At 64.5% G+C, this 22244-nt stretch carries 25 protein-coding genes and 1 pseudogene; 8 read left to right on the top strand and 18 right to left on the bottom strand.

Annotated features, from left to right (window positions below; genetic code table 11):
* The 3 genes from DDF70_RS28835 to DDF70_RS28825 form a co-directional block, all read left to right on the top strand.
* Positions 1–1691 (top strand): SulP family inorganic anion transporter (locus tag DDF70_RS28835; RefSeq protein WP_162820749.1); only part of this gene is annotated, 1691 nt, incomplete at its 5' end.
* Positions 1692–1879: 188 nt separating this feature from the next.
* Positions 1880–3247, top strand: coding sequence for a DUF2252 domain-containing protein (locus DDF70_RS28830; RefSeq protein ID WP_245435680.1), 1368 nt, complete (start codon positions 1880–1882; stop codon positions 3245–3247).
* Positions 3248–3337: 90 nt separating this feature from the next.
* A complete protein-coding gene (locus DDF70_RS28825; protein WP_114948149.1) occupies positions 3338–3580 on the top strand; it encodes a hypothetical protein in 243 nt (80 codons plus the stop codon).
* Between the two features lie 252 nt (positions 3581–3832).
* On the opposite strand, the gene DDF70_RS28820 is transcribed toward DDF70_RS28825, so the two are convergent.
* Positions 3833–4192: a hypothetical protein gene (locus DDF70_RS28820; RefSeq protein WP_114948148.1), complete on the bottom strand. Its 360-nt coding sequence runs from the start codon at positions 4190–4192 to the stop codon at positions 3833–3835.
* A 34-nt stretch (positions 4193–4226) separates the two neighbouring features.
* Positions 4227–4847 carry a hypothetical protein gene (locus DDF70_RS28815; protein ID WP_114948147.1) on the bottom strand — a complete coding sequence of 207 codons (621 nt, stop codon included), beginning with the start codon at positions 4845–4847 and terminating at the stop codon, positions 4227–4229.
* Positions 4848–5387: 540 nt separating this feature from the next.
* On the opposite strand from DDF70_RS28815, the gene DDF70_RS28810 reads away from it, so the two are divergent.
* Complete coding sequence (locus tag DDF70_RS28810; RefSeq protein WP_114948146.1) at positions 5388–5642, top strand: hypothetical protein; 255 nt, start codon at positions 5388–5390, stop codon at positions 5640–5642.
* Positions 5643–6030: 388 nt separating this feature from the next.
* On the opposite strand, the gene DDF70_RS37645 is transcribed toward DDF70_RS28810, so the two are convergent.
* Positions 6031–6567 (bottom strand): hypothetical protein, encoded by a 537-nt coding sequence (locus DDF70_RS37645; RefSeq protein ID WP_205772498.1) that lies wholly within the window; start codon positions 6565–6567, stop codon positions 6031–6033.
* On the opposite strand from DDF70_RS37645, the gene DDF70_RS37040 reads away from it, so the two are divergent.
* Both DDF70_RS37040 and DDF70_RS28800 read left to right on the top strand, forming a co-directional pair.
* On the top strand, positions 6539–6757 hold the full coding sequence (locus tag DDF70_RS37040; RefSeq protein ID WP_162820748.1) for a hypothetical protein: 219 nt from the start codon (positions 6539–6541) through the stop codon (positions 6755–6757). The two genes, DDF70_RS37645 and DDF70_RS37040, sit on opposite strands and share 29 nt — an antisense overlap.
* Before the next feature lie 240 nt (positions 6758–6997).
* On the top strand, positions 6998–7324 hold the full coding sequence (locus tag DDF70_RS28800) for a DUF1476 domain-containing protein (protein WP_114948145.1): 327 nt from the start codon (positions 6998–7000) through the stop codon (positions 7322–7324).
* 143 nt (positions 7325–7467) lie between these two features.
* Here the strand turns inward: DDF70_RS28800 and atpC are convergent, their stop codons facing one another.
* Positions 7468–7869 carry an ATP synthase F1 subunit epsilon gene (gene atpC / locus DDF70_RS28795; RefSeq protein WP_114948144.1) on the bottom strand — a complete coding sequence of 134 codons (402 nt, stop codon included), beginning with the start codon at positions 7867–7869 and terminating at the stop codon, positions 7468–7470.
* A 389-nt stretch (positions 7870–8258) separates the two neighbouring features.
* Between atpC and DDF70_RS28790 the strand changes: the two genes are divergently transcribed.
* Positions 8259–8996, top strand: a complete 738-nt coding sequence (locus DDF70_RS28790; protein ID WP_114948143.1) for a F0F1 ATP synthase subunit A — start codon at positions 8259–8261, stop codon at positions 8994–8996.
* A 66-nt stretch (positions 8997–9062) separates the two neighbouring features.
* Here the strand turns inward: DDF70_RS28790 and DDF70_RS28785 are convergent, their stop codons facing one another.
* From DDF70_RS28785 to DDF70_RS28775, 3 genes and pseudogenes are all read right to left on the bottom strand, one after another.
* The gene (locus tag DDF70_RS28785) at positions 9063–9710 is read right to left on the bottom strand and encodes a hypothetical protein (protein WP_114948142.1); all 648 of its coding nucleotides are present in this window, start codon (positions 9708–9710) and stop codon (positions 9063–9065) included.
* Between the two features lie 29 nt (positions 9711–9739).
* Positions 9740–10879, bottom strand: coding sequence for an HlyD family secretion protein (locus DDF70_RS28780; protein WP_114948141.1), 1140 nt, complete (start codon positions 10877–10879; stop codon positions 9740–9742).
* A gap of 91 nt (positions 10880–10970) precedes the next feature.
* Positions 10971–11228: pseudogene (locus DDF70_RS28775) on the bottom strand (DUF3302 domain-containing protein); the annotation flags it as partial.
* On the opposite strand from DDF70_RS28775, the gene DDF70_RS38370 reads away from it, so the two are divergent.
* Complete coding sequence (locus tag DDF70_RS38370; protein WP_245435681.1) at positions 11124–11375, top strand: hypothetical protein; 252 nt, start codon at positions 11124–11126, stop codon at positions 11373–11375. The pseudogene DDF70_RS28775 and the gene DDF70_RS38370 sit on opposite strands and share 105 nt — an antisense overlap.
* A gap of 136 nt (positions 11376–11511) precedes the next feature.
* On the opposite strand, the gene DDF70_RS28770 is transcribed toward DDF70_RS38370, so the two are convergent.
* From DDF70_RS28770 to DDF70_RS28720, 11 genes are all read right to left on the bottom strand, one after another.
* On the bottom strand, positions 11512–13755 hold the full coding sequence (locus tag DDF70_RS28770) for a patatin-like phospholipase family protein (RefSeq protein WP_162820747.1): 2244 nt from the start codon (positions 13753–13755) through the stop codon (positions 11512–11514).
* Positions 13756–14109: 354 nt separating this feature from the next.
* Positions 14110–14628, bottom strand: a complete 519-nt coding sequence (locus DDF70_RS28765) for a GNAT family N-acetyltransferase (protein ID WP_114948139.1) — start codon at positions 14626–14628, stop codon at positions 14110–14112.
* Positions 14629–14711: 83 nt separating this feature from the next.
* Positions 14712–14912, bottom strand: coding sequence for a hypothetical protein (locus tag DDF70_RS28760; protein ID WP_114948138.1), 201 nt, complete (start codon positions 14910–14912; stop codon positions 14712–14714).
* Positions 14909–15610, bottom strand: coding sequence for a 3-oxoacid CoA-transferase subunit B (locus DDF70_RS28755; RefSeq protein ID WP_245435679.1), 702 nt, complete (start codon positions 15608–15610; stop codon positions 14909–14911). The genes DDF70_RS28760 and DDF70_RS28755 overlap by 4 nt, the downstream gene beginning before the upstream one ends.
* 4 nt (positions 15611–15614) lie before the next feature.
* Complete coding sequence (locus tag DDF70_RS28750) at positions 15615–16262, bottom strand: CoA transferase subunit A (RefSeq protein ID WP_114948137.1); 648 nt, start codon at positions 16260–16262, stop codon at positions 15615–15617.
* 10 nt (positions 16263–16272) lie between these two features.
* Complete coding sequence (locus DDF70_RS28745; RefSeq protein WP_281024400.1) at positions 16273–17106, bottom strand: 3-hydroxybutyrate dehydrogenase; 834 nt, start codon at positions 17104–17106, stop codon at positions 16273–16275.
* Positions 17107–17123: 17 nt separating this feature from the next.
* Complete coding sequence (locus DDF70_RS28740) at positions 17124–17399, bottom strand: hypothetical protein (RefSeq protein WP_114948135.1); 276 nt, start codon at positions 17397–17399, stop codon at positions 17124–17126.
* A gap of 40 nt (positions 17400–17439) precedes the next feature.
* Entirely contained in the window at positions 17440–18246 is an 807-nt protein-coding gene (gene fabI, locus DDF70_RS28735; RefSeq protein WP_114948134.1) for an enoyl-ACP reductase FabI, read from the bottom strand.
* Positions 18243–20660, bottom strand: coding sequence for a DUF3141 domain-containing protein (locus DDF70_RS28730; RefSeq protein ID WP_114948133.1), 2418 nt, complete (start codon positions 20658–20660; stop codon positions 18243–18245). The genes fabI and DDF70_RS28730 overlap by 4 nt, the downstream gene beginning before the upstream one ends.
* 37 nt (positions 20661–20697) lie before the next feature.
* A complete protein-coding gene (locus tag DDF70_RS28725; protein ID WP_114948132.1) occupies positions 20698–21210 on the bottom strand; it encodes a hypothetical protein in 513 nt (170 codons plus the stop codon).
* Positions 21211–21227: 17 nt separating this feature from the next.
* The coding region (locus tag DDF70_RS28720; RefSeq protein WP_114947958.1) for an acetate/propionate family kinase at positions 21228–22244 on the bottom strand (1017 nt) is incomplete at its 5' end.

Raw genomic sequence — 22244 nt, 5'->3', positions numbered from 1 at the left:
TGCCCATCATGGAATGGCTGCCTGCGTATCGGCGTGACTGGCTCGTGACCGACATTCTGGCCGGTCTGGCCGTCTGGGCCGTGATGGTGCCGGAAGGCATGGCCTATTCCAGCATCGTCGGCGTGCCGCCCATCATGGGCCTCTACACCATCGTCCCTCCCCTTGTGATCTACGCGCTGTTCGGCTCCTCGCGCTCGCTCGTCATCGGTCCGGACACGGCCACGGGCCTGATCTCGGCACTGACGGTCGGCGCGCTCGTGGCCCAGGGGACGCCGGACTACAACCTCCTGACGAGCACGCTGGCCGTCCTGATCGGAGCCTTCTTTCTCGCCTTCGGCGCCCTGCGCATGGGCTGGGTCGCGGCCTTCATTCCGACCCCTGTCATGCGCGGTTTCATCGAGGGGCTCGTCTGTGTCACGATCATCGGACAGGTGCCGCACCTGCTCGGCATCGCCGGCACCTCCGGCAACTTCGTGACGAAGCTCTGGTTCGTCTTGCAGCACCTGTGGGAAGCATCGCCGGCTCCGGTGGCAACAGGCCTGCTCAGCCTCGCCGCCATGCTGTTGCTCCGCCATGTCGCCCCGAAGCTGCCGGCTGCGCTGGTGGTTGCGGTGGCCGCCACGATCCTCGTCGGCCTTGTCGGCGGCGAGGCGGCCGGGATCAGCGTGGTGGGGCCTCTCCCATCCGGCCTCCCTCACCTCACGATGCCTGACTTGAGCCCGGACACCCTCGTGGCCCTCGCACCAGGTGCCCTTGCCATCGTGCTGGTCGGCTACGCCGAGGCCCTCGGCGCCGCCAAGGCAGCAGCCATGCAGGACGGGGGCGCTATCGATCCGAACCAGGAGTTGATCGCGCATGGCATCGCCAATGTCTCGAGCGGCCTCTTCGGCGGCTTCCTGGTCGTCGGCAGTCTCTCCAAAACCTCGGTGGCGATGGCCGCCGGCGCGCGCACCCAGATCGCCAACCTCGTCGCTGCTGCCCTGTGCTTCCTGACCCTGATCCTGCTCACGCCGCTGTTTCGCGGTCTGCCCCACCCGGCACTCGCGGCGATCGTGATCGCGGCGATGCTTCACCTCTCAAAACCTGAGTATCTGCGGGCTCTGTACGACCGGAACCGCTGGGAATTTCTCCTGGCCGTGATTGTCATCCTGGCGGAGCTGACGCTGGGGGTTCTTCAGGGCATCGCCCTCGGGGTCGTTCTCGCACTGCTCCTCCTCATTTACCGCGCGAGCCATCCCCGCGTTGCAGTGCTCGGCCAGTTGCCGGGGACGGAAGCCTATCGCGACGTCAACGTACGTCGCGACGCGATGACGTTCCCGGGCCTCCTGATCTGGCGACCGGGGGGAGATCTGTTCTTCGCAAGCATCGGCTATGCCGTCGCGGGCTTGAAGAGGGCCCTGGCCGCAAGTAGTCCGCCTGCGACCCATGTCCTGTTCAATGCCGAGTCGATAAACTTCATCGATACGAGTGCCTGTGACGAGCTCTTGAACTTCATCCGATATTTGCAGGGTCGGGGCATTACCATCGCGTTCGCCCGCGTGCGCGATCCGGTGCGGGACAGACTCAGATCGGCGGGCATCGAGGCCCTTGTCGGCGACGCGAATTTCTACGAGCGCATCACGGACGGCGTGCGCGCCTGGCAACAAGGATCTTTCCATGCCCACTCCGTCAATAAGAGCAGGGTGGGATGAGGTCAAAGGGCGTCGGCTTATCGTGACCTTCTGGCCTCCTCTAGGCATGGTGGAGTTTGGCCGGCTATGTCGCGGATCCTGACCGGAACGGGAGGTGGTTGAGCGTGTCGGTTCGATCGAGCGAGATGGTTTCGGGTCGAGGATTGCACCGGCAACAGCCGCTGCGAGACCATGACAGTTCGAATGAAGTGACAGACGGCCGCCGCAACCGGGTGTCGTCGTTGGGTGAATGCACGCAGGCTGGCCGAGCCCTCCGCCAGCGCGTCCCTCGCGCGGAACACCGGAAGTGGGACAAGAATGGCAAGCGTCCCGATCCGATCGATCTCCTGAGAGCGGCCGATGCCGGTCGCATTCCGGAGCTCCTGCCCATTCGATACGAGCGCATGGTGCAATCGCCCCTGAATTTCTACCGGGGGGCCGCCGTGGTGATGGCGGCCGACCTGGCCGGATCTCCGGCGACAGGCATTCGGGTCCAGGCCTGTGGCGATTGCCATCTGATGAACTTTGGTGGCTTTGCCACGCCGGAGCGCAACATCCTCTTCGACATCAACGACTTCGACGAGACCCTGCCTGCTCCATGGGAGTGGGACGTGAAGCGGCTCGCGGCGTCGTTTGTCCTGGCGGCGCGTTCCAACGGGATGTCCGACAGGACTGCCCGCGAGGCGTCCGTCGCATGCACGCGCAGCTATCGGAAGCGGCTGGCGGAATTCTCGAAAATGTCCCCTCTCGATGTCTGGCACGCACGGGTCACCGCGGAGGACATTCTGGCCATGGAGCCCGCACGGGACCGGGACCGGGCCCGCAGGAGGATCGACAAGGCTGCGCGGCAGATTGGGTCGGAGGTGGATTTCCCGAAATTGACCGACGTCGTCGCAGGGCGGGTTGGAATTCACGATGCCCCCCCGCTGATCTATCATCCGGATGTCGCCAGGACGCCCGAGTTCCACCATGTCGTCGATCAGGCCCTTGTGGGCTACAGGGAGTCCATTGCCGATGATCGGCGCGTCCTGCTCGACCGCTACCGTGTCGTCGACGCGGCGATCAAGGTCGTCGGCGTCGGCAGCGTTGGTCGCCGTTGCTGGATCACACTGATGATGTCGGCCTCGAACGACCCTCTTTTCCTGCAATTCAAGGAGGCGGCCGCATCCGTCCTGGAGCCGTATGCCGGAGCGAGCGCCTATGCTCACCACGGCCAGCGCATCGTGACGGGCCAACGCCTGATGCAGCCGGCGTCCGACATCTTCCTGGGATGGGTGACGGTTGAAGCCTCTCGCGCGCAGTTCTATGTGCGGCACCTGCGGGACGCCAAGATCAAGCCGCTGGTCGAGACCATGGATCAGGAGCTGCTTATGAACTACGCCAAGGCCTGTGGCTGGGTCCTCGCCCGCGCTCACGCCAGGACCGGCGACGCTGCGGTGATCAGCGGCTATCTCGGCTCGAGCGAAGCCTTCGACGAGGCCATCGGCGCCTTCTCGCTTTCCTATGCCGATCAAACCGAACGCGATCATGCCGCCCTCAAGGCTGCCGTGCGCAAGGGAGAGATTGCTGTCCACTAGCTCCCTCCGGCGAACGCGATGATGAACTACCTTGTTCGATGATCAGGAGCCTGACAGGTCGGTTTGCGAGGCTAATGGAGGTCAGGTGTGATGTCGGTCCTGCTGATAACAATCATGATGTACGGCCCCCCTTCACAGGTTCACTTCGCACCTGTCGTTCATAGTGTTGATTTTAACACCACCAACGCATGCCAGACGGCACGTGACGCCTACTTGCGTGAACTCGGGCCGATTACCACCGCACTCGCCACAGCCATAAAGCAAGCTAAGGATGTCGGTAATCTCCAGGATCCCGCCGGGATATTCGTTACGGCACAATGCTTTGAACGCTGATCAAATGTGTTGGATGGCCGTGACGTGGGCCGCAGAGCAACAACGATCGACGTGGCGGGAGAGGCGCCACAGCGTCGCGGCGTTCGCATGCGTCTTCAGATGACGGCCCTTCACGTTCTCCAATGGGCAGGAACACTACCGTGCCTGAATCAAATGCCGCCCCAGGGGCTCGGTGCCCCATGGCTGACGTAGGTAGCAGCAGCAGCATTCGCGCATGCAGCGCCGGGTTGGGCCGGCGCTGCATCAACTCGATCAAGGCGATCTGGACGGAGGCGTACCGGGAGCTGCCCCGCCCGGACCACTGGCTGACGGCATTCCCGCGTGAGCCCGCTCCAGCAACGTCGTAGCCGCCTCGACGCAGGCCCTCATGGAGTCGCGCGGATCACACCGCACGGCGAGGGTCGCGTCCCCGGCGCGCAGCAGAAAACCGGCGCCGCGTATGGGGCCTCCCCGTCTCATTCCGCCTCCGTCGAGCCCGCGCAGGAGATCATCGATATCGCGATCCTGCCGACTGTAGGACGAGCCGCGGTCGTCGGCATCGTCCGAGCTCTGGCCGAAGGCAGGCCAGGCGATCAGCATCAGCCCGGCTGCCGCAACAAACGCTCTTCTCATATCGCTTCTCCTCTGAGTTTAGCGTCGCGGCGGATCAGTCGCGGCAGACGCGCCGGCGCACCAGGACCAGGAGGCTGCCGTCCTGGGCCCGCAGGCTGCGGGTAAGGAAGTAGCAGCCGCCGCCATCCATGCGCGCGGCTAGGCGTTCCCGCAGGCGGCCGCGCAAGCCGCCACCGTGATCCGCGTCATCCCATCGGGAGGCCAAGCGCTCGCGCAGGCGCTCCCGCAGACCGCCGTCATCACCCTCGTCGTCCGATCGCGAAGCCAATCGTTCGCGGAGACGCTCCCTCAGGCCGCCGTCCTCGTCGTCTGATCGCGAGGCCAGCCGTTCGCGCAGACGCTCCCGCAGGCCCGGATGATCCCGCAGGAGATCCGCGAGTTCGCTGCGACGATCCCGGCGCTCCTGAAGCAGGTCCAGGAGCATGTCACGCTGGTCCCGGCGCTCCTGGAGCAAATCCATGAGCATGTCGCGGCGGTCACTGCGTTCCTGGATCCAGTCCCGCAGCAGGTCCCGCAGGCTCCCGTCGCTGAGGTCGGATCCGTCGGTGCTCCAATCGTCATGCTGGGCGGCCGCCGGGGACGTCGTCGCGATCAGGAGCAAGGGGGAGGCGAAGAGGCTGAACGCCGCCATCGCCAGAACAGGCAATCGGGTCATGATGCTTCTCCAGTTGAGAACCAAACTAGCTTCAACTCAGACGCACACTCACGCCGTCCTGCAAACCTCCCCACGCCTCAAGCGACCTGGAATGGATGCGGCGCGGGAACCCAGGCTTGGTCAGGAAAGCTGGTGTCGCGGGAGCAAGCCCAGGAACCCATGACCAAGAGAGCTGGACCGTCCGGGACACCAGCTTGCCAGCCTGGTCATCCTATCGATCCTTGTTGGCCTCTTTATGTCTGCGCCTTCGCTCGATCGGGACTGTCGTGGGACAAGAAGCGGTCGCACGCCGCCTCCTCCTCGGAAGACTTGTCACCTCCCAACGACGGTCCTCGTTAGCGCTCGGCGATCCCACCAGCCTGTTGACGTCGCTCCGCCTCGGCTGGGCATCGAGGCTCACATTATGGAGGGATGATGTCGCACAATGTTCTGCCACTGTCCTGATCGGTCAAGCAAGTCGCTTGCCGATATGGTTTCATTGGCCGCGCCTGAAAGGAGGATACAGACGCACCCAATTCAAGCCTTTGAGGGAGTCATGCCATGAAGGCTGCTTTCATCCCACTGACACTTGGCATCCTGATTGCCGCGGCACCAGCCTGGTCTCAGCACAGAACCGGCTCGTCGACGACCTCCAGGGAAATCAAGATCCCGTCCCAGCGTGAGCTCGAACGAGAAGTTTTCGTGGAGCCGCGGAATGACTTCTCGTCGATCGACACGGTCGCCGACGGCGAGATGGAGCGCATGGATCGCCAGATTGACAGTCTTGTTGAGCGGGGCATCTGCGACGGATGCTGACGACGGAGCGCGGTAACAGATCCGTTGGCGGCAGGCCCACATTGGGATCGCTCCGGTCCGATATCATCGAGATCGTCATCCCGGTCTCAGGTTAAGATCAACCTGAGACCGCTGCGCGTCAAGCGGGATCGGATCGTCGCGCCCGTCAACTATCGCGGCGTCATTCGGCGGGGCGGTCTTCGGACGAGATCGCCTGTGTATCCACACGAGGGCACCGTCACCGCGCCATGGGCGCAGGCGCTGCCGGGATACTTCCTAAGGTCCCGTGCGAGCGGGTATGCAAGATACCCCGGGCGCCCCCCATCGCGATCGGTGGCCTATGTCGAAACGCGGCCGATCGGATCATGCGTCGCCGACCGGCAGGTTGCGGCGTGCTTGCCTTTGCGCCTCAGCAGGTGCGGACCCACTGCCATTGATAGTTGTAGCCGGTCCAGACCCGTTGTTGATGCAGGCACGGATTGCTGGCGGAATTGCCATATCCGTAGCCGTAGGTCGCAGGATACCTATAGCCATAGTTCGCAGGGTAGTTGTATCCGTAGCCGTAATTCGCGGGATACCTGTAGCCGTAGGACCCAGGGTAGTTGTATCCATAGCCGTAATTCGCGGGATATCCGTAGCGGTAAGTCCCTGGATTGCCGTATCCATAACCATAATAGGATCCCGCGCCTGCCGCGATGGCCCCGGTCGCGAGCGCGCCTGCGGCGACGCCGGGACGATAGTAGCCGTAATAGCCTCCGCGGCGGGCATTCCGGCGGGCCACGCCGGCCACACTTCCCGGCGTCGCGGGATGGCCGATGCGAGCTTGAGCCGTGTCGGCTGTCACCCTGATGCCCAGGCTATCGGATTTCTCGATCGAAACGGGGATCGCACACAGCAACGCGGAGGCTGCAACCAAGATGGCCGTCTTCGCCCTGATCTCGCACATGATCTCCTCCTGTTTGGCTGAGATGATCGCCTGCGCAGTCGGAAGCTGGGCACGAAGGCACATGGAGCACTCTAGCAGGGCAGCGGTCGTCATCGGCGATGTCAACCGGCTGCGTGAGCCGCAGCTTGATGTTCCCGATACCGAAGAAGCGGCGCCAAAGGATCTGACCTGCACGCAGACGAGTGCTTGACTGGAGGGCCGCCGAGCTGGGCCATAATGACCCTCCAGAGGCGAACATGAATATATCACATCTCGGCCAAATCGCGTTGATCTAAATCATAAATTAAGGCCATTGCAGTGACGGCGGATTTCCGTCCGGTACCCGACGGCGAGGCGACGACCTCGCGCTATAGCCGCTGTCGAGCGAATGCCAGTTTCGTGTATAATGGCATTCTCGGCATCGGGTTGTCGCCGCGGACAGGAGACCCCCATGACGCTTTTCCAAGATCGCGAGCGGGCCTTCGAGCAAGCGTTCGTCCATGATGAGGAGGCGCGGTTCAGGGCGCTGGCACGGCGCAACAAGCTGCTGGGCCAGTGGGCGGCCACCCAACTTGGCCTTAGGGGTGAGAAGGCTGACTCCTATGTCAACGAGATCAGCAGCAGCCTAGTGGCGCGAGTGGTCGACGAAGGCTTGGTCGAGAAGTTGCGGGCCGATTTCGAGGCCAACGGCGTTAACCAGTCCGGTGATCAGATCCGCGAGAAGATGGCTGAGCTGATGGCGACCGCTGTCACCCAGGTGCGCTCGAGCACTTGGTGATGCTCCAGGTGAGCGGCCATCGCCCCTCAGCGCTTTTGCGTCCCGGACTTGATGCAGTTCTGCCGGCTTGGCGTGCTCGCCGTGAGGGTGCCTCCACCACTCAAATTGAGACGATCAAGCCCTCATCGTCGGCTTCCCATTCCTTAGAAGGAGAGTGTCGTTTTGACCTGCTCGAGGCGGCTGATGGCAAAATCTGCTTCCCGCCGCGCTCGATCGTTCCCCATGGCCTCGCGCATGGTCTCCAAGCGCAGGATCTCCTCGTCGAGACGGTCGCGCGTGAGTTCCTCGGGCGGCAGAGCTCGCTCGGCCAGAACTGAGACACCGCTGCCGGTGATCTCGACGAAGCCGCCACGGACGAAGGCACGGTGGCCATGTCCCTGGGTGTCGGTCACTGCGATGATGCCGGGATTGAGCATCACCATGGTCGGTTCGTGGCCGGGCATGACGGTCATGTCGCCCTCAGTCGCCGGCAGCATCACCGCCCGCACCTCGCCGGAGAACATCACCCGTTCCGGAGAAATCAGTTCGAACAGCATCGTGGCCATGACATTCCTCCCTCGTCATGATGTCAGCGCCTGGATGGGCCGATCATGGAGTGCGATACCCCAACAGCTTCCATGGCGTACGGCTCATGGAATTCACAAACAGTCACCAACACGACCATGCCGCCTCTTCCGACGAACTTGGAGAGCCTGCATGCAATGCCTGCGGGAATCGGCTGTTCGTGGTTGCGAGCATAGCGCACCGCGCATTCATCGCTTGATCGTTTTGGCCACCGGCTTCACAGTTTGGGCCTGCCGCGCCGTGGCGGTGAGGACTCCTCCAGCTTGCTGATCATCGACCATGTCCGATCAGCGGACCTGCCAGCGTACTGCCTTTACGCTTATGGCTTCGGGGAGTATTCTTGAGAACCCTGCCGACAGGAGACGCGGCCATGGCGAGCCCCATGGAGCAGTTCGTCGTCAAGCCCATCATTCCTCTTGGACAGCATTTCGCCGTCACCAATGCGGCCCTCTTCATGATAACCGCGGTAGCAGTCATCGTGGGCGGCCTGATGCTGGCGACGCGCAAGCGCGCCGTCATCCCCGGTCGCGGACAGTCCGTGGCGGAGGTCCTGCACGAGTTTGTCGAACACACCGTCCGGGACACAGCAGGACAGGAGGGCATGAGGTTCTTCCCCTTCGTGTTCTCGCTCTTCATGTTCGTGCTGACATGCAACCTGCTCGGGCTGATCCCCGGCTTCTTCACCGTCACCAGCCAAGTCATCGTCACCTTTGCGCTGGCGATACTGGTGATCGGGACGGTGGTGGTCTACGGCACTATGAAGCACGGCGTGCATTTCCTTGGGATTTTCGTTCCTTCGGGCGTGCCCAAATGGCTGCTGCCGGTCGTCGTCATCATCGAGGTGATCTCCTTCCTGGCCCGTCCGATCTCGTTGAGCCTGCGTCTCTTCGCCAACATGCTCGGCGGGCACATCGCCTTGAAGGTGTTCGGCGGCTTCGTGGTGTCGCTCGGCGCGGCCGGCTTGGGCTTCGCCTTGCTGGCTCCCCTGCCCCTGTTCATGACGGTCGCGCTGACCGCGTTCGAGTTCCTCGTTGCGAGCTTGCAGGCCTACGTCTTCACGGTCCTGACCTGCATCTACCTGAACGACGCCTTGCATCCCGGCCATTGATCCCATCCATCCACATTCCTATCCCAGGTCGTGATCCTTCGGACCCAAACGTGTTTCGATACCGCCTTATGCACCCAAGGCGTTGATCGCGCGGGAAGCGACGACGACCAGCGTGGTGAGGGCAATCGCGGATTCCAGCATCATCAGCAGCTTCGCCCGTGACGTGAGCGGCGCGGCATCGGTGGTGCTGAACGCCGTTGCGGTCGAGAAGCTGAGGAACAGGTAGTCGACGAACATCGGCTGCCACCCAGGACGCACTGCCTCGGGATTGGCGGCCTCCGGGAAGAGCCAGTCGGCCTGGCGGCCCGGATCCTCCATCCGGCCTGCGGGCCCGCCGCGGTCGAGTTGCCAGAACAGCACGGCAAAGGCGAGCACGATGCTGGTCCAAACGTTGAGACCGGAGGCCAGGAGGGTGAGGCCGGAGGGCCGCGCGGCACCGCCGACGATCTGATGGATCACGGTCGCCAACGACGCCACCTGCGCGGCCAGGGCACTGATCGTGATGATCCTCATGATGATGGTCTCGATCCGGAGCCAGCGTGGCTTGTCCACGGCCCAGGTGACGCCAGCCATGGCAAGGCATGCGATCGTCACGGCGGCCACGGACACCCAGAAGGGCGCGGCCCGATGGTGCTCGGGCAGCACCGCGTTCAAGCCCAGCAGGACGAGGACCGTGAGCGCGACGTGCCAGCGCGGCTCAATGCCAGAGGTCATGATCGGCCCACCGGGAGAGCTCGGCTCGGCTAGTGGCCCTCGAAGAAGATGTAGTTCTCCCAACTCCGTATGCGCAGCAGGATGCGCCGCAACAGCGCCAGGTGCTCCGCGTGCTCCGTCAGGATTGCGACCTCCGCGGCGGAGCCGAGCGGGATCTGGTATGCGGAGATGTCGTCCACCAGATCGATTTCCGCGACGGCCCGGTCGTTGAGCGTCGTCGATGCGAAGTCCTGGAGCACGCCCGTGGCCTGGAACTGGCCCGCCGCGATCACGTCAAGGACCTGGCCGACCTTGGCCCTGAAGACCCGTCCCGGCACGGCCGCGAAGGCAACCTCGGCCGTGTCGCCGGGATGGACCCGCTGCAACGAGTTCTGCTGGAACGCCGCCGCGAGCAGTTGGTCGTGGGGCCCCGCATTGACGAACACGATCGCCGGCCGGAGCGGTGCCGGGACGACATACATCCCGGGACGCAGCGCGACCTGGGTGGCGAAGCCATCGGTCGGTGCCCGCACGGTCGTCTGGGCTAGGTCGAATTCGGCATCGCGCAACTCCGCCTGGAGCTGCGCCACCGTGGTGTTGACGCCGCCGATCTCGGACGAGTAGGCAAGGGATGCCCGCTCCTGCTCGGCCCGCGCGCCGAGCATGCTCTGCCGTGACGTCTCGAGGTTGCGCTCGTACGTATCGAGGGTGGCTCGCGCGACGACCTGCTTCTGGAACAGCTCGTTCTGGCGATCGTAGTTCTGCTGCGCCAGCTCGAATTGCGACTGCGCCCGATCGGCCCCTGCTTTGGCTTGGTCGAAAGCGGCCTTGAGCTGCTTCACGTTCTGCTCGGCTTCCGCCAGCGATGCCTTCTTCTCATCGACGACGTACTGGTAGGGCTCCGGATCGAGGCGAAAGAGAACGTCGCCCTCCTTCAGCTTGACGTTCGGGGTGACCGGAACCTCGACGACCCGTCCCTTGACGCCCGGCAGGATCGGCGTGACCGCGAAATAGATGCGGGCGGTAGACGTGAACGGATGGTTGTAGTTCATGAACAGCAGCAGGAAGAAGATGCCGATGATGCCGCCGAGGGCCGCGGTCGACAGGGTCCACTGGTTCACGGGGATACGGAACAGCTTGAACACTGCCACGCAGATCGCAACGTAAATGAGAATGAGCAGCAGTTCCATCAGCCGGCTCCCACGTCCTGTTGCAGGTCCGCCGTTGCCACGGTTTGGGACTGATCGGCGCCTTCGCACTTGGCATGTTGTCTGGCTTGGCTTGCGCCTCAAGCTGCGTAACGCGCCGGCGCAACTCGGCGACCTCCGCTGTCAATTCGGTTTGGCCCGGCTCGCCCGCCGGGGTCGCCTTGAATCCCCATCCCCGTTCAGGGCGGTAGGCCATAGCCCAGATCCACAGGAAGGGCCACAGGGCGTGAAGCATGAACAGGCTCACCCACCCGGCCGCGTGAATGGCGTCCTGATGTGGGTGGTGGCGCGACTCGGCGATGCGGTAGGGAATGTCGTGAATGGCGATGATGCCGTAGAACAGCGTGATCGCCACGAAGAAGAGGATGCCCAGCGCCAGATAGTTCAGGAAGGAATCGCCCATGGCTTGTTGCCTCCGGCAACAGGACTGCGTCCGAACGCACCGTTGGCCGCCAGCTACCGTCCCGGTGCTCGCTGACGTCTAGCCCATCGCCCTGATTATACTTCCGCAGCGATCGGCTAGCTTGATTGCTTGGGACGAAGGCTTGCCTTTTTGAGACACGATGCGTGCAGGATGGCCGAGCGCAAAGCGGTCGCACCTGTCGCCAGCGCACCTACCGATAGAACCAGGTGAGATCGTAGCTATACCCGGCCTTCAGCGCCAGCAGCCTGAAGGCGAGGATCGTGAAGTCATTGGACCGGAATTCGGTGACAGGCGTCACGCTCTCGACCGGCTGGCGCCCTGCCGTCGGATATCGGATCAACTGGAACGTCCGGTACTCCCTGCCGCGCGGCAGCAGCAACCACGCATCCATCTCGACGGTATCGGCCTCGATGTCGAACGTCAGTGACGTCGATGCGATCCCGGTGCGCAGGAACAGTCCCGGCGAGCGATGCTCGTAGATGAGGTCGGCGGTCTCGCCTGCCGGCACTTTCCCGAAGTCGGCCCCGACCTCCCAGTGGCGCAGACTCTCGTCCGGCCCGGGACCGGCCAGCCCTCTGGAATACAACTCCGGCTTCAATTGCTGCGGGGGAAACCGGACCTGCGTGTCGGGGCTGATGGCCAGAACGCTGATGCGAAAGGTGTTGCTCGTGCTCTCCGGTTCCTTGCGGACCTTCAGCCGTCGATAGCCATAGATGCTGGAGCCGGGGTCTTTGCTGCCGTCGGCTTCCATACCCCAATGCCGCAGGTCGATGATGCGCAGGTCCTGGAGGATGGTGAAGCCCGTCAGGTCCGCCGTGTCATCCGGGCGGAGTTCCTCGGCCCTGGCGCCGCCGAAGGGCGCTACCGGCCCGTCCAAGAGCAGGGTCATTTGTTGCAGATCCCGGTTTTCCTGGGCCAGCGACTGGACGATCTGGTTGAGCCGATGCGCTCGCTCGTAAGCTTGGATCACGAAGTACGGCGCCAGGACAAGCATCGGGATCAGGATCGGAATATAGACGTAGGAGACCCAATCGCGATAATCCAGCAAGGTACTCCAGATGCGGCGCCCCGCCGAACCATGCAGCGTGCGTGCCGTTCGGGTGACCGCCGTCGGCCCACGCCGCAGCGGAACAAGGCCTGCTCCAGTCGTTGCGATCACGGTCTTCGCGGCTCGTGCCATCCGCTCGCGCCAATCCAGCAATACATTCCGAATGCGACGTGCCGACAACGCGAGGAACTTACGCGCCTTCCGGTCATGCCCAGGCGATAGGATCATCGACCCGTTCGCGGTGGCCCGCGTCGTGGCGCATGTCTCGAACGTCGGCTCGGGGGCAGGCGTGTCCGGCAGTGCAGCCCCGAACAGGTCCGGGTGCCGCCGGGTTGTCTCACGGCCGACACAGTAGCCATGCCGCATCAGAGCGCTGATCTCGATTGGCGAAAACCGATCCAGGTCGGTCCGAACGGTCGGCAACTGCCGTTGCACCTCCGGATGCAACGCGGCTCGATCCTGTTCCGGATCGATGACCTCGGTAATGCGGGCAAAGGCGAAGCCGGGCGTCTCCCTGAAGGTTTCGGTCTCCAGTTGCCAGACCCGGTCCATCAGGATGTCGCTGGCCCGTATGGCGGTCCGCACGAGTCCGCTGGTCTGGATGCTGCTCTGGACTTCGAACGGCCTGCCCGCGTCACTGACCAGAATGCCGTCCCACGGAAGCTGGTCCGCGGCCAAGGCCTGCGCGAGGCAGTGAAACATGCGGACGCCGAGGTTATCGAAGACACCGCCGTCGGTGTAGGCTTGCCGGCCGAACTCACCGACCGTTGCGCCGACATCGGCTCCGGTCAGCACGGTCGGCGGAAAAAAGCCGGGAAAGGCGGACGAGGCGGCGACGGCCATCGGCACCGTGGCAAGACCGATGGGGATCCGGTCGATCCGCAAGGCCTGTTTCTCGCCGCGACGGATAATCCACAATCCATCGCGGTTGAACGAGCACAGGCTCCCCTCGCTGAGATTGGTGGCGAGGAGGTGCAGGCTCGGGCTTTCCGGCAACTGAAACAGGCTGGTGTCGCCATAAAGGTACTTTTCGTAGTGCTGCTCCAGGAGTCCCGGACGCGTCAGCTTACGGTCCGACAGCCCCGCCAGACGGCGCGCCCCGCGTATGGGGAGAGCCAACGGGTAGCGCCGCAGGATCCGATTGCGCACGTCGAGGCGCGTGAACGCCAGCAACTCGGACGCCGCCGCATCGAACTCACGGGCCGAGCCGTTGTAGCGGCTCCAGTTGAGGCCGAGATGGGCGGCGATGATGCTCCCGCCGGACACCGCCGTGATGATGCTCACGTGCGGCAGAATTCCGGCATCGTGGAGGAAGCGAACCAGGCCGAGATGATACAGGGTGGCCCGAAACCCGCCGCCGGACAGTGCGAGGCCGATCCTCTTCATGGCAGCCAACCGAGTTGGTCGATGCGCTGATGGCCGGGGCACTTGCCGAGCCCGCATGGATCGAACATCGAACCGCGGCCATGCCGTCGCCCAAGTCTAGCACGGAACCGCTCCGATCGGGATTTTGCCTGCGATCCAGCCATCTCCCACACCCGAGCTCCGCGTCACTATAGAAGATCTGAGTTGGGTCAGACATTCATGCCGGTAGCTCAATAAACGTCGGTTCTTGATCATCGAAGCGGACCAAACGCTTACGTCTCAGGAGTGTCACCATCGATCGTTCCGGCGGAACGGAACCGCAAGATTGAGTACGCCGCCTCCTATCGACCCCGCTCTCCAGACTGGTTGCCCGGGTCACGACAGGTCAAGAACGAGATGGGTGGCCTCCGGCTCCCGCTCGGCCTTGATGCCAAGTCCGCTCGCCCTGAAGATCTTCAGCATGGCCGTGTTCCCAGGCAGGACGTCAGCGATCAGTTCCTTGAGCCCGCCGCTGCGGGCGATGGCTGCGAGGTGGCGCATCAGGGCGGTGCCGACGCCCTGTCCCTGGTGGGCATCGTCCACGGCGAAGGCGACTTCGGCCTGGCCTGGTTGCACCACGATGTAGCGGCACCCGCCGACGATCACCGGCCGGCCCTCCTCGTCCAGCAGCGCGACCAGGGCGACGTGGCCTGCGAAATCGACATTGAGGTAGAAGTCGATTTCCTGGTCCGTGAAGCTGCGTTTGAAGGCGAAGAAGCGCCGGTAGAGGGACTGGTCGCTGGTGCGGCCGACGGCAGCGAGCAGCCCGGCCCGGTCCTCCGGCCTGAGGGCGCGGATTTCTATCGCGAGCCCGCTTCGCAGGGTCTCCGTGGCCGAGTAGTCTTTCGCCTGCAATGCCGTCGCCTCTACTCACTACTGCCTGTGCTGCGGTCGTCCCGTTCAAGCGCCATCGGGTACGGGCACCGGCGGCTTGATCGTCACGATGTCAGTGACTGCCGAGCACGAGCGTCTGGATTGGGAACAGCAGGTACGTGGATGCGCAGGAACAGCAGGCAGACGCCCGGCACGGCGAGAACCAGGAACGCCGCCATGACTGTCATGAGAACCTCGGTTTCGCCGGGCGCGGTGATGGACGCGGGCAAATCGTGCTGGGTGGCGGGTTTCAGTGATGCGGTCATATGGCCTCTCCCAGCGAAGGCGGGGCGATGTCACCGGATCTGACCTTCGAAGGCCTCGTTTCGGATAGTCCTGCGGGAATTGCGAGTTCGGCTTCGGTGGCGTTGGCGACCTCCTCGACCGTGACCCCCTCCATCGTCTCCAGCAGCGTCGCTCGACCACCGGGGAAGCCGATCACCGCGAGCTCGGTGACGACGAGATCCACCGGCCGGTCCGACGTGAGCGGCAATGAGCACTCCCGGACGATCTTCGGACGGCCCTTGGCGGTGTGCTGCATGGCGACGATGACGCGCTTGGCGCCGGCCACCAGGTCCATCGCGCCACCCATGCCGGGCACCATCTTGCCCGGCACCATCCAGTTCGCAAGGCGTCCATGCCGGTCGACCTGCAGGCCGCCCAGCACCGTGAGGTCGAGATGGCCGCCCCGGATCAGGCCGAAGGACATGGCGCTGTCGAACGTCGACGCCCCCGGCAGCGCGGTCACGGGTTTTCCGCCCGCGTCGGTCAGCCACGGCAGCGCCATGCCGGGATCGGCTACCGGCCCGGTGCCGATGAGGCCGTTCTCGGACTGGAAGAAGACATGCATCCCCTTGGGGACGAAGTTGGCCACGAGGGTTGGAATGCCGATGCCGAGGTTGACCAGCATCCCGTCGCGCAGCTCCTGCGCGATGCGTTTAGCGATGAGGGATTGCGCGTCCATGGTGTCAGCCCTTCGCGATGAGGTAGTCGACGACCGGAGCGGGCGTCATGACATGATCCGGCGCGATGACGCCCACCGGCACAATGTTCTCCGCCTGGACCACGACGGTCTCTGCGGCCATGGCCATCAGCGGGTTGAAGTTGCGCGCCGTGAGGGCGTACTGGAGGTTGCCCAGGTAGTCGGCGATGAAGGCATGCACGAGCGCGAAGTCCGCCCGCAGGGCAGGCTCCAGCAGGTAGTCGCGGCCATCCACGGCCACCGTCTGCTTGCCTTCCGCCGCGATGGTGCCGACACCCGTCGCGGTCAGGATGCCGCCGAGGCCGAAGCCGCCGGCGCGGATGCGCTCGGCGAGGGTGCCCTGCGGAACGAGGTCCACCTGCAGCTCGCCTGCGAGCATCTGCTGCTGCGTCTCGGGATTGAGGCCGATGTGGCTCACAATCACCCGGCGCAGGAGTTTGGCGGTGATCAGCTTGCCGATGCCGATGCCCGGCGCCGCGGTGTCGTTGGCGATGACCGTCAGGTCACCCTTGTGCTGCCGCACGATCTCATCGACCACCGGCTCGGGGGTCCCGACGCCCATGAAGCCGCCGACCATCAGGGTGGCCCCTGCGGGGATCATCGCGACCGCGTCTGGAAGAGTAATCGTCTTCATCCTGACCTCCTCATTGGGCGGTCCAGCCGCCGTCGACTGCCAAGGCGGCGCCGCGGATATGCGCCGCGGCGTCGGAGCAGAGGAAGGCGGCCAGTGCCCCGATCTGCTCCGGGGTGGCGAATTCGAGCGAGGGCTGCTTCTCGCCAAGCAGCCTCGCCCGCGCGGCATCCCCGCTGATGCCCTCCCGCGCGGCGATGTCGTCGATCTGCTTCTGCACCAGGGGCGTCAGCACCCAGCCAGGACAGATAGCATTGCAGGTGACGCCGGTGGTTGCCATTTCGAGCGCGACCACCTTGGTCAGCCCCAGCACGCCGTGCTTAGCCGCTACATAGGCGGCCTTGTGCGTCGACGCGACAAGCCCGTGCGTCGAGGCGATGTTGATGACCCGGCCCCAGCCGCGGCTCTCCATGCGCGGCAGGACGGCCCGGATCGCGCAGAAGGCCGCCGTGAGGTTGATGGCGAGGATCGCGTTCCAGCGCTCCAGCGGGACCTCCCGGACCAGCGCCGTGTGCTGGATGCCGGCGTTGTTGACGAGGATGTCGACGCTGCCGAGGTCGTTCGCGGCCTGCGGGATCATCCCGTCGATCTCCTCCGGCTTCGCCATGTCGGCGGCGCTGTAGGACAGCCGCACGCCATGTGCGTCGGCCAGTGACGAGCGGAGCCTGTCGATTTCTGTCGGGTCGCCGAACCCGTTCAACAGCACGTCGGCGCCTTGCGCCGCGAGGGCTGCGGCGATCCCGAGGCCGATGCCACTGGTCGAGCCGGTCATGACGGCCACCCGGCCCTTGAGCATCCCGGACGCGAACGGCTGGGCAGCGGGTTTTGCTGATGCGGATACGTCCATGGCTCTCCCCCGTCGGATTACCGCTCACATCCGCTGCAGACGCTGCGCAGGGTGCGAGCAAGACGGCGATCCATCTCACGCAGCTTCTTGTCGGCCTCCGTCTCGCGCTTCTCCGCGGCGCCCTGCCCGTCTTCCTGCTGCTGAACGGACGAAGGCGTCGGCTGACGGAGCATCGGCCGATCATGGGACACGGGCTGCTGATCCGGCGCCTGGGCCCAGACGGCGCCTGCCAGAAAAAGGGTGGCGGCACCGACGCTGATCCGCCAATTCAGGTGCAAGGAATTGGAAGTCATCGCGACCTCCTGTTGATCGGACACTCACGGGGGCCCAACCTCACGCCATGATGCTGAGCCCGCCATCGACATAGGTCGTCGTCCCGGTGAGCCGCCGGGCGAACGGCGTGGTCAGGTAGGCGGCCGTGAGTCCCACATCGTCGATGTCGACCAGCTCGCCGATGGGCGCCCGCTCGATGGCCTCGGTGAGAAGCACGTCGAAGTCCTTCAGACCGGATGCCGCGCGGGTTTTCAGGGGTCCGGGAGACACGGCATGCACCCGGATGTGCTTGTCGCCTAGCTCAAAGGCCAGGTAGCGCACGGCGCTCTCCAGAGCCGCCTTCACGGGCCCCATGAGGTTGTAGTTCGGCACCACCTTGTTGGCACCGTGATAGCTCATTGCCAGGAGCGTTCCGCCCTCGGGCATCAACGGCTCGGCGAGCCGGGCCATGCGGATGAAGGAGTGGCAGGAGATGTCGATCGCCACCTTGAAGCCTTCGGCCGAGCTATCGAGGAGCCGGCCCTGCAGATCCTCCTTCGGCGCGAAGGCGATGGAGTGAAGCGCGATGTCGAGGCTGCCCCAGGTCTCGCGGATCTGATCGAACACCGCTTCGAGCTGGCCGCTCTGTGCCACGTCACAGGGTACGAAGACCGAGGCCCCGAGCTCCTTGGCCAGAGGCTCGACATAAGGCCGAGCCTTCTCGTTGAGGTAGGTGACCGCGAGGTCGGCTCCGAGCTGGCGGAAGATCCGGGCGCAGCCATAGGCAATCGAATGCTCGTTGGCGATGCCGATGATCAGTGCCCGCTTGCCGTGCAGGATCTTCGATTGGATCGCGGTTTTGGTCAGTTCGGTCGGTTGATCGTTCATGAGCTTGCCCTCGTGCGTCGATGGTCACGCGGCCGACGGGGAGAGCCCGGGCTTGCCACCCTCTCGGGGCGGACTCCGGTGCGGTCCTCCGCCAGTGTCACTGTGATCGGCTCGCCTTTCGCTGCGCGGTCAGCACCATCTTCGGCGAGGAGGCGCCTGATCTCCGCCAGCAGGGCGATCTGCTTGTCGTTGGCCTCGATCCGGCCTTCGACCCGGTCGAGCAGATCGAGCAGCCTGCGCCGGTCCGCGGACGTGCGCAGGAGCTTTGGCAGCGCCAGGAGCGCCTTCACCGGCTCGAAGTCGACAATGTAAGATTGCTCGCGGATGATCTCGCGCGCGGCCTCCGCTGACATGTCGATCAGACCAATCTCATGGCCGACGAGGTCCCGCGCCCGCTTCATGGCCGAGAGTCGCCGCCGGCCGGTGCCGGCCTTCATCAGCAGCAGCGCCGCCCGGACGATGCCCTTGGTCCGATCCCCCTCCTCGATATGCGACAGCGCCTCCTTCACGAGAGGGGTATCCCGGACATCGATGGGCTCCTCCGGGACGGCTGCCCGCTCCTCGACGGCCATGCCGATGCCGGCCGGGCCATAGGTGCGGAAGAACGTGTTCTCGACCGTCGCATCACGCAGGTCGCGATACAGATCCAACGAAGCGGAGGTCATGGCGGCCGTCCAGCGTTCCATCATGGCCATCGGACCGTCATTATCCCGCGGAGCCCGGTTCGCCTTGGCCATGTCGGCCATGCCCTTGAGCGGCCACAGGAACGGGTTGAGGTCCGAGACCGCCCAGCGCTGCGCCCGTTGCGGATGCATCGCCCGCCGCACCGCCGCGCCGGTCGGGGTCACCACGGCCGAAACGGCAGGATGGACAAAGGTTTCGTAGCCAGAGACGAGCGCCTCGGAGGCGGTCTCGACCGCCCTGAAGGGCGTCTCGTCCTTACGGCCATATTTCTGCAGAACCTGAAGGTCCTCGACCCGACGCTCGGTCAGCATCACGTCGTAGCGCACGCTCCCATTCGCCTTCTGCTCCTCGATCTGCATGCCGTAGAGGCCCGGCGGCAGGTGCTCGATGTAGTCCACGAGGTCGGTGATCTGCGTGTGTTCGCGCTTGGCGACAGCACCCGAGACGAAGATTCCGAGATGGCCGACGCTCTTGTGCATCAGGCCGACGATGACCTGCCCGTTCGCTTTCAGGGCTTCCGTGGTTGGATAGAGATCGGCCACCCAGTTGAACGCCTGCTGCGGCGGCGTGATGTTGTCACCCAGCGACGCGAACAGGATGATCGGCGACTGGATCGCCCGAAGGTCGAAGGCACGCCCCTCGGACCACTCCGCCTCACCATCTGCAAGGTTATTGCCGACGAACAGGTTCTCGACGATCCACCGGATCTCGTCCCGGCCCATCAGGAAGTGCCCGCCCCACCACCGCTCGAATTCGAGGAAGCGTTCCGGCTCGGTGTCGATCCTGGAGAAGAGGGTGTAGTACTTGTCGAAATAGGTGTTGGCCGGGTTGAGATACTCGAAGTTCTCGACAAGGTATGCGCCGTCGAACTTGCCCGCCCCGAGATCGCTTGCGAAGAGCGCCGGCCAGGTGCCGCCGAGGATGCCCCCGGCATAGCGCATCGGGTTCTCGCCATCGTTGCCAGCCCAGTAGGACATCGGCGCGCCATTGATCACGATGGGACCGACGAGGTCGGGTTCGAGCGCGCCGACGAGCATGGAGGCCCAACCGCCCTGGCAGTTGCCGATCAGGACCGGCTTGCGGGTCTTCGGATGGCGCTCCCCGACCATGCGGAGGAACTCGGCCTCGGCGCGGGACACATCCGCGAGGGTCTGCCCCGGCACTGGCTCGGGGAAGAAGATCACGAAGTAGACCGGATGCCTCGCCTTGAGCGCCACGCCCACCTCTGAATCCTGCTTGAAGCCACCGATACCAGGTCCATGGCCAGCCCGCGGATCGATGATGACGAAGGGTCTGCTCTCCGGATCGGTCTTGACGCCCTCCGGCGGGATGATGCGCGCGAGCGCGTAGTTCACCGGCCGCTCGAACGTGCGGGCATCCGAGACCATCTCCCACTCGAAGGCCAGCAGCGGCGGCTTGCCGGCTTTCTCATGCTCGATCCAGCTGTTGCCGCGCTGGCGCAGGGTGTCCCAGAACAGGATCGAGCGCTGCGTGAAGTCGAGCCAGTAGGCGCTGGCGTCACGCCAGAGATCTAAAGGCGGTGCTGAGCGTATCGAACTGTCCCTTAACGGCTCGCCCGCGGCCTTCACGGCATCGAAGTAGCGTTCGTATGCCGTCAAGCACCGCTCGTGATAGACTTGCGTGACCTTCGCTTGCGAACGGGCGAGTTGCGTCAGGCGATCCTGTTCGCCCTCATCCCGCTTCTCGGTCTTGGCTTCGACATCTTGCATTGCTCTTATCCCATCAAATGTCGGCTTCCGAAGAAGCTTACTGCTTGGTATCGCCCCACTTGAGGAAGAAGCCGACGTCTCCCGGCAGACCGCCCGGCCATTCGATAATTAAAGCGCTCAGCCTGAAGCCGGCGGAACGGAGCTGGTCGCGCCACAATTCGTAGGCCTGACGCGGGCGTCCGGTGAGCGTCTCGGGCCAACTCGGATCCGAGTTGTTGATTGCCCGGCCATGGTCCGAGCACAGCGCATTGGGAAAGCGCATGACCATCAACTCGGTCTGTCCGCGTTCTGCTGCAGCCCGCAACTTGGACTTGAGTGGAACGAGGATGTCCCGCAATGCTTCAGGGGTGAGGTCGAGGGGCTGAGACAGGCGCTTGATCAGATCCTGGCGCGCCTTCTCGGCGCGGTCCATGCCCTCGACGGACTTGGTGGCCTTCGCCATCTGCATCTCGGTCATGTAGTTCCGCAGATCGGACGCCGACATGAACGTCTCATCCCCAAGCTCCTGCTGGGCGGTGGACTCGTCCGGCTTTGTCTTCAGGGTTTCCATGGCATCAATCTCCGTGGTCAGGATGCAAGTTTGGCCCGTGTCGCGCCGAGCACGCTGCGCGTCTGTCGGGCGATCACAAGCTCTTCGTTGGTGGGGATGACCCACGCGGTGGGTCCGGACCCGGAGGAGATCCGTGGGCCGCCACTGCGGTTGGCCGCCTCGTCGAGGTTGAGCCCGGCCCATCCGAGGCCGGCGATCACCTCGGCGCGGGTCGCCACGTCGTTCTCGCCGATACCCGCGGTGAAGACGAGCCCGTCGAGCCCCCCCAGCGCCGCCACGAGCGAGCCGATCTCTCGGGTGATGCGGTACACGAACAGGTCGATGGCGCGCCTGGCATTCGGATCGCTCGCCGCCTTAGAGCGCAGCACCCGCATGTCGTTCGAGATGCCGGAAACCCCAAGCAGCCCGGACTTTTTGTACAGCACGCTCTCGGCCTCCGCCGGGCTGAGCCTCATCTCCCGCAGCATGAAGAAGATCACCCCGGCATCGACAGCGCCGCAGCGCGTCCCCATTGGCAGACCGTCGAGGGCAGAAAAGCCCATGGTCGTCGCAGCGCTGACGCCGCCGTTGAGGGCGCACAGGCTCGCGCCATTACCAAGATGCGCGACGATCACCCGTCCCTTCGCGAGTTGCGGGTCGTAGTCCTTCAGTACCGACGCGATGTAGTCGTAGGACAGGCCATGGAAGCCATAGCGCCGCACGCCGCGCTCGCGCATCTCGCGCGGCAGGGCGAACAGGGTGGCAATGTCCGTTTGCGTCTGGTGGAAGGCGGTATCGAAGCAGGCGACCTGCGGCATCCCCGGCAGGCGGCGGCGCACGATCCGGATCGGCTCCAGGTTGTGGGGCTGGTGCAAGGGTGCAAGCGGCACGAGCGCCTCAAGCCTCTGAATGACGGAGTCATCGACCAGCACAGGAGTGGAGAACGCCTCGCCGCCATGAACCACCCGGTGCCCGATGGCGATAGGCTTGCGCTCCTCCCGGAACTGGCTCAGCCACGAGACGAGGTGCATCAGCGCCTCCTCGTGCCCGATCCG

Origin of the sequence: Microvirga calopogonii (genome assembly GCF_003347665.1) — a bacterium.
GTDB classification, from domain to species: domain Bacteria; phylum Pseudomonadota; class Alphaproteobacteria; order Rhizobiales; family Beijerinckiaceae; genus Microvirga; species Microvirga calopogonii.
Note: the sequence above shows the minus strand (reverse complement) of the source record. Positions and strands in the feature narration are given on the sequence as shown.

Bases quoted from the DNA above. Each gene is read 5' to 3' on its own strand.
- DDF70_RS28825 (WP_114948149.1), top strand. From the start codon at position 3,338: ATGTCGGTCCTGCTGATAACAATCATGATGTACGGCCCCCCTTCACAG.
- DDF70_RS28820 (WP_114948148.1), bottom strand. From the start codon at position 4,192: ATGAGAAGAGCGTTTGTTGCGGCAGCCGGGCTGATGCTGATCGCCTGG.
- DDF70_RS28815 (WP_114948147.1), bottom strand. From the start codon at position 4,847: ATGACCCGATTGCCTGTTCTGGCGATGGCGGCGTTCAGCCTCTTCGCC.
- DDF70_RS28810 (WP_114948146.1), top strand. From the start codon at position 5,388: ATGAAGGCTGCTTTCATCCCACTGACACTTGGCATCCTGATTGCCGCG.
- DDF70_RS37040 (WP_162820748.1), top strand. From the start codon at position 6,539: ATGGCCGTCTTCGCCCTGATCTCGCACATGATCTCCTCCTGTTTGGCT.
- DDF70_RS37645 (WP_205772498.1), bottom strand. From the start codon at position 6,567: ATGTGCGAGATCAGGGCGAAGACGGCCATCTTGGTTGCAGCCTCCGCG.
- DDF70_RS28800 (WP_114948145.1), top strand. From the start codon at position 6,998: ATGACGCTTTTCCAAGATCGCGAGCGGGCCTTCGAGCAAGCGTTCGTC.
- atpC (WP_114948144.1), bottom strand. From the start codon at position 7,869: ATGGCCACGATGCTGTTCGAACTGATTTCTCCGGAACGGGTGATGTTC.
- DDF70_RS28790 (WP_114948143.1), top strand. From the start codon at position 8,259: ATGGCGAGCCCCATGGAGCAGTTCGTCGTCAAGCCCATCATTCCTCTT.
- DDF70_RS28785 (WP_114948142.1), bottom strand. From the start codon at position 9,710: ATGACCTCTGGCATTGAGCCGCGCTGGCACGTCGCGCTCACGGTCCTC.
- DDF70_RS28780 (WP_114948141.1), bottom strand. From the start codon at position 10,879: ATGGAACTGCTGCTCATTCTCATTTACGTTGCGATCTGCGTGGCAGTG.
- DDF70_RS28770 (WP_162820747.1), bottom strand. From the start codon at position 13,755: ATGAAGAGGATCGGCCTCGCACTGTCCGGCGGCGGGTTTCGGGCCACC.
- DDF70_RS28760 (WP_114948138.1), bottom strand. From the start codon at position 14,912: ATGACCGCATCACTGAAACCCGCCACCCAGCACGATTTGCCCGCGTCC.
- DDF70_RS28755 (WP_245435679.1), bottom strand. From the start codon at position 15,610: ATGGACGCGCAATCCCTCATCGCTAAACGCATCGCGCAGGAGCTGCGC.
- DDF70_RS28750 (WP_114948137.1), bottom strand. From the start codon at position 16,262: ATGAAGACGATTACTCTTCCAGACGCGGTCGCGATGATCCCCGCAGGG.
- DDF70_RS28745 (WP_281024400.1), bottom strand. From the start codon at position 17,106: ATGGACGTATCCGCATCAGCAAAACCCGCTGCCCAGCCGTTCGCGTCC.
- DDF70_RS28740 (WP_114948135.1), bottom strand. From the start codon at position 17,399: ATGACTTCCAATTCCTTGCACCTGAATTGGCGGATCAGCGTCGGTGCC.
- fabI (WP_114948134.1), bottom strand. From the start codon at position 18,246: ATGAACGATCAACCGACCGAACTGACCAAAACCGCGATCCAATCGAAG.
- DDF70_RS28730 (WP_114948133.1), bottom strand. From the start codon at position 20,660: ATGCAAGATGTCGAAGCCAAGACCGAGAAGCGGGATGAGGGCGAACAG.
- DDF70_RS28725 (WP_114948132.1), bottom strand. From the start codon at position 21,210: ATGGAAACCCTGAAGACAAAGCCGGACGAGTCCACCGCCCAGCAGGAG.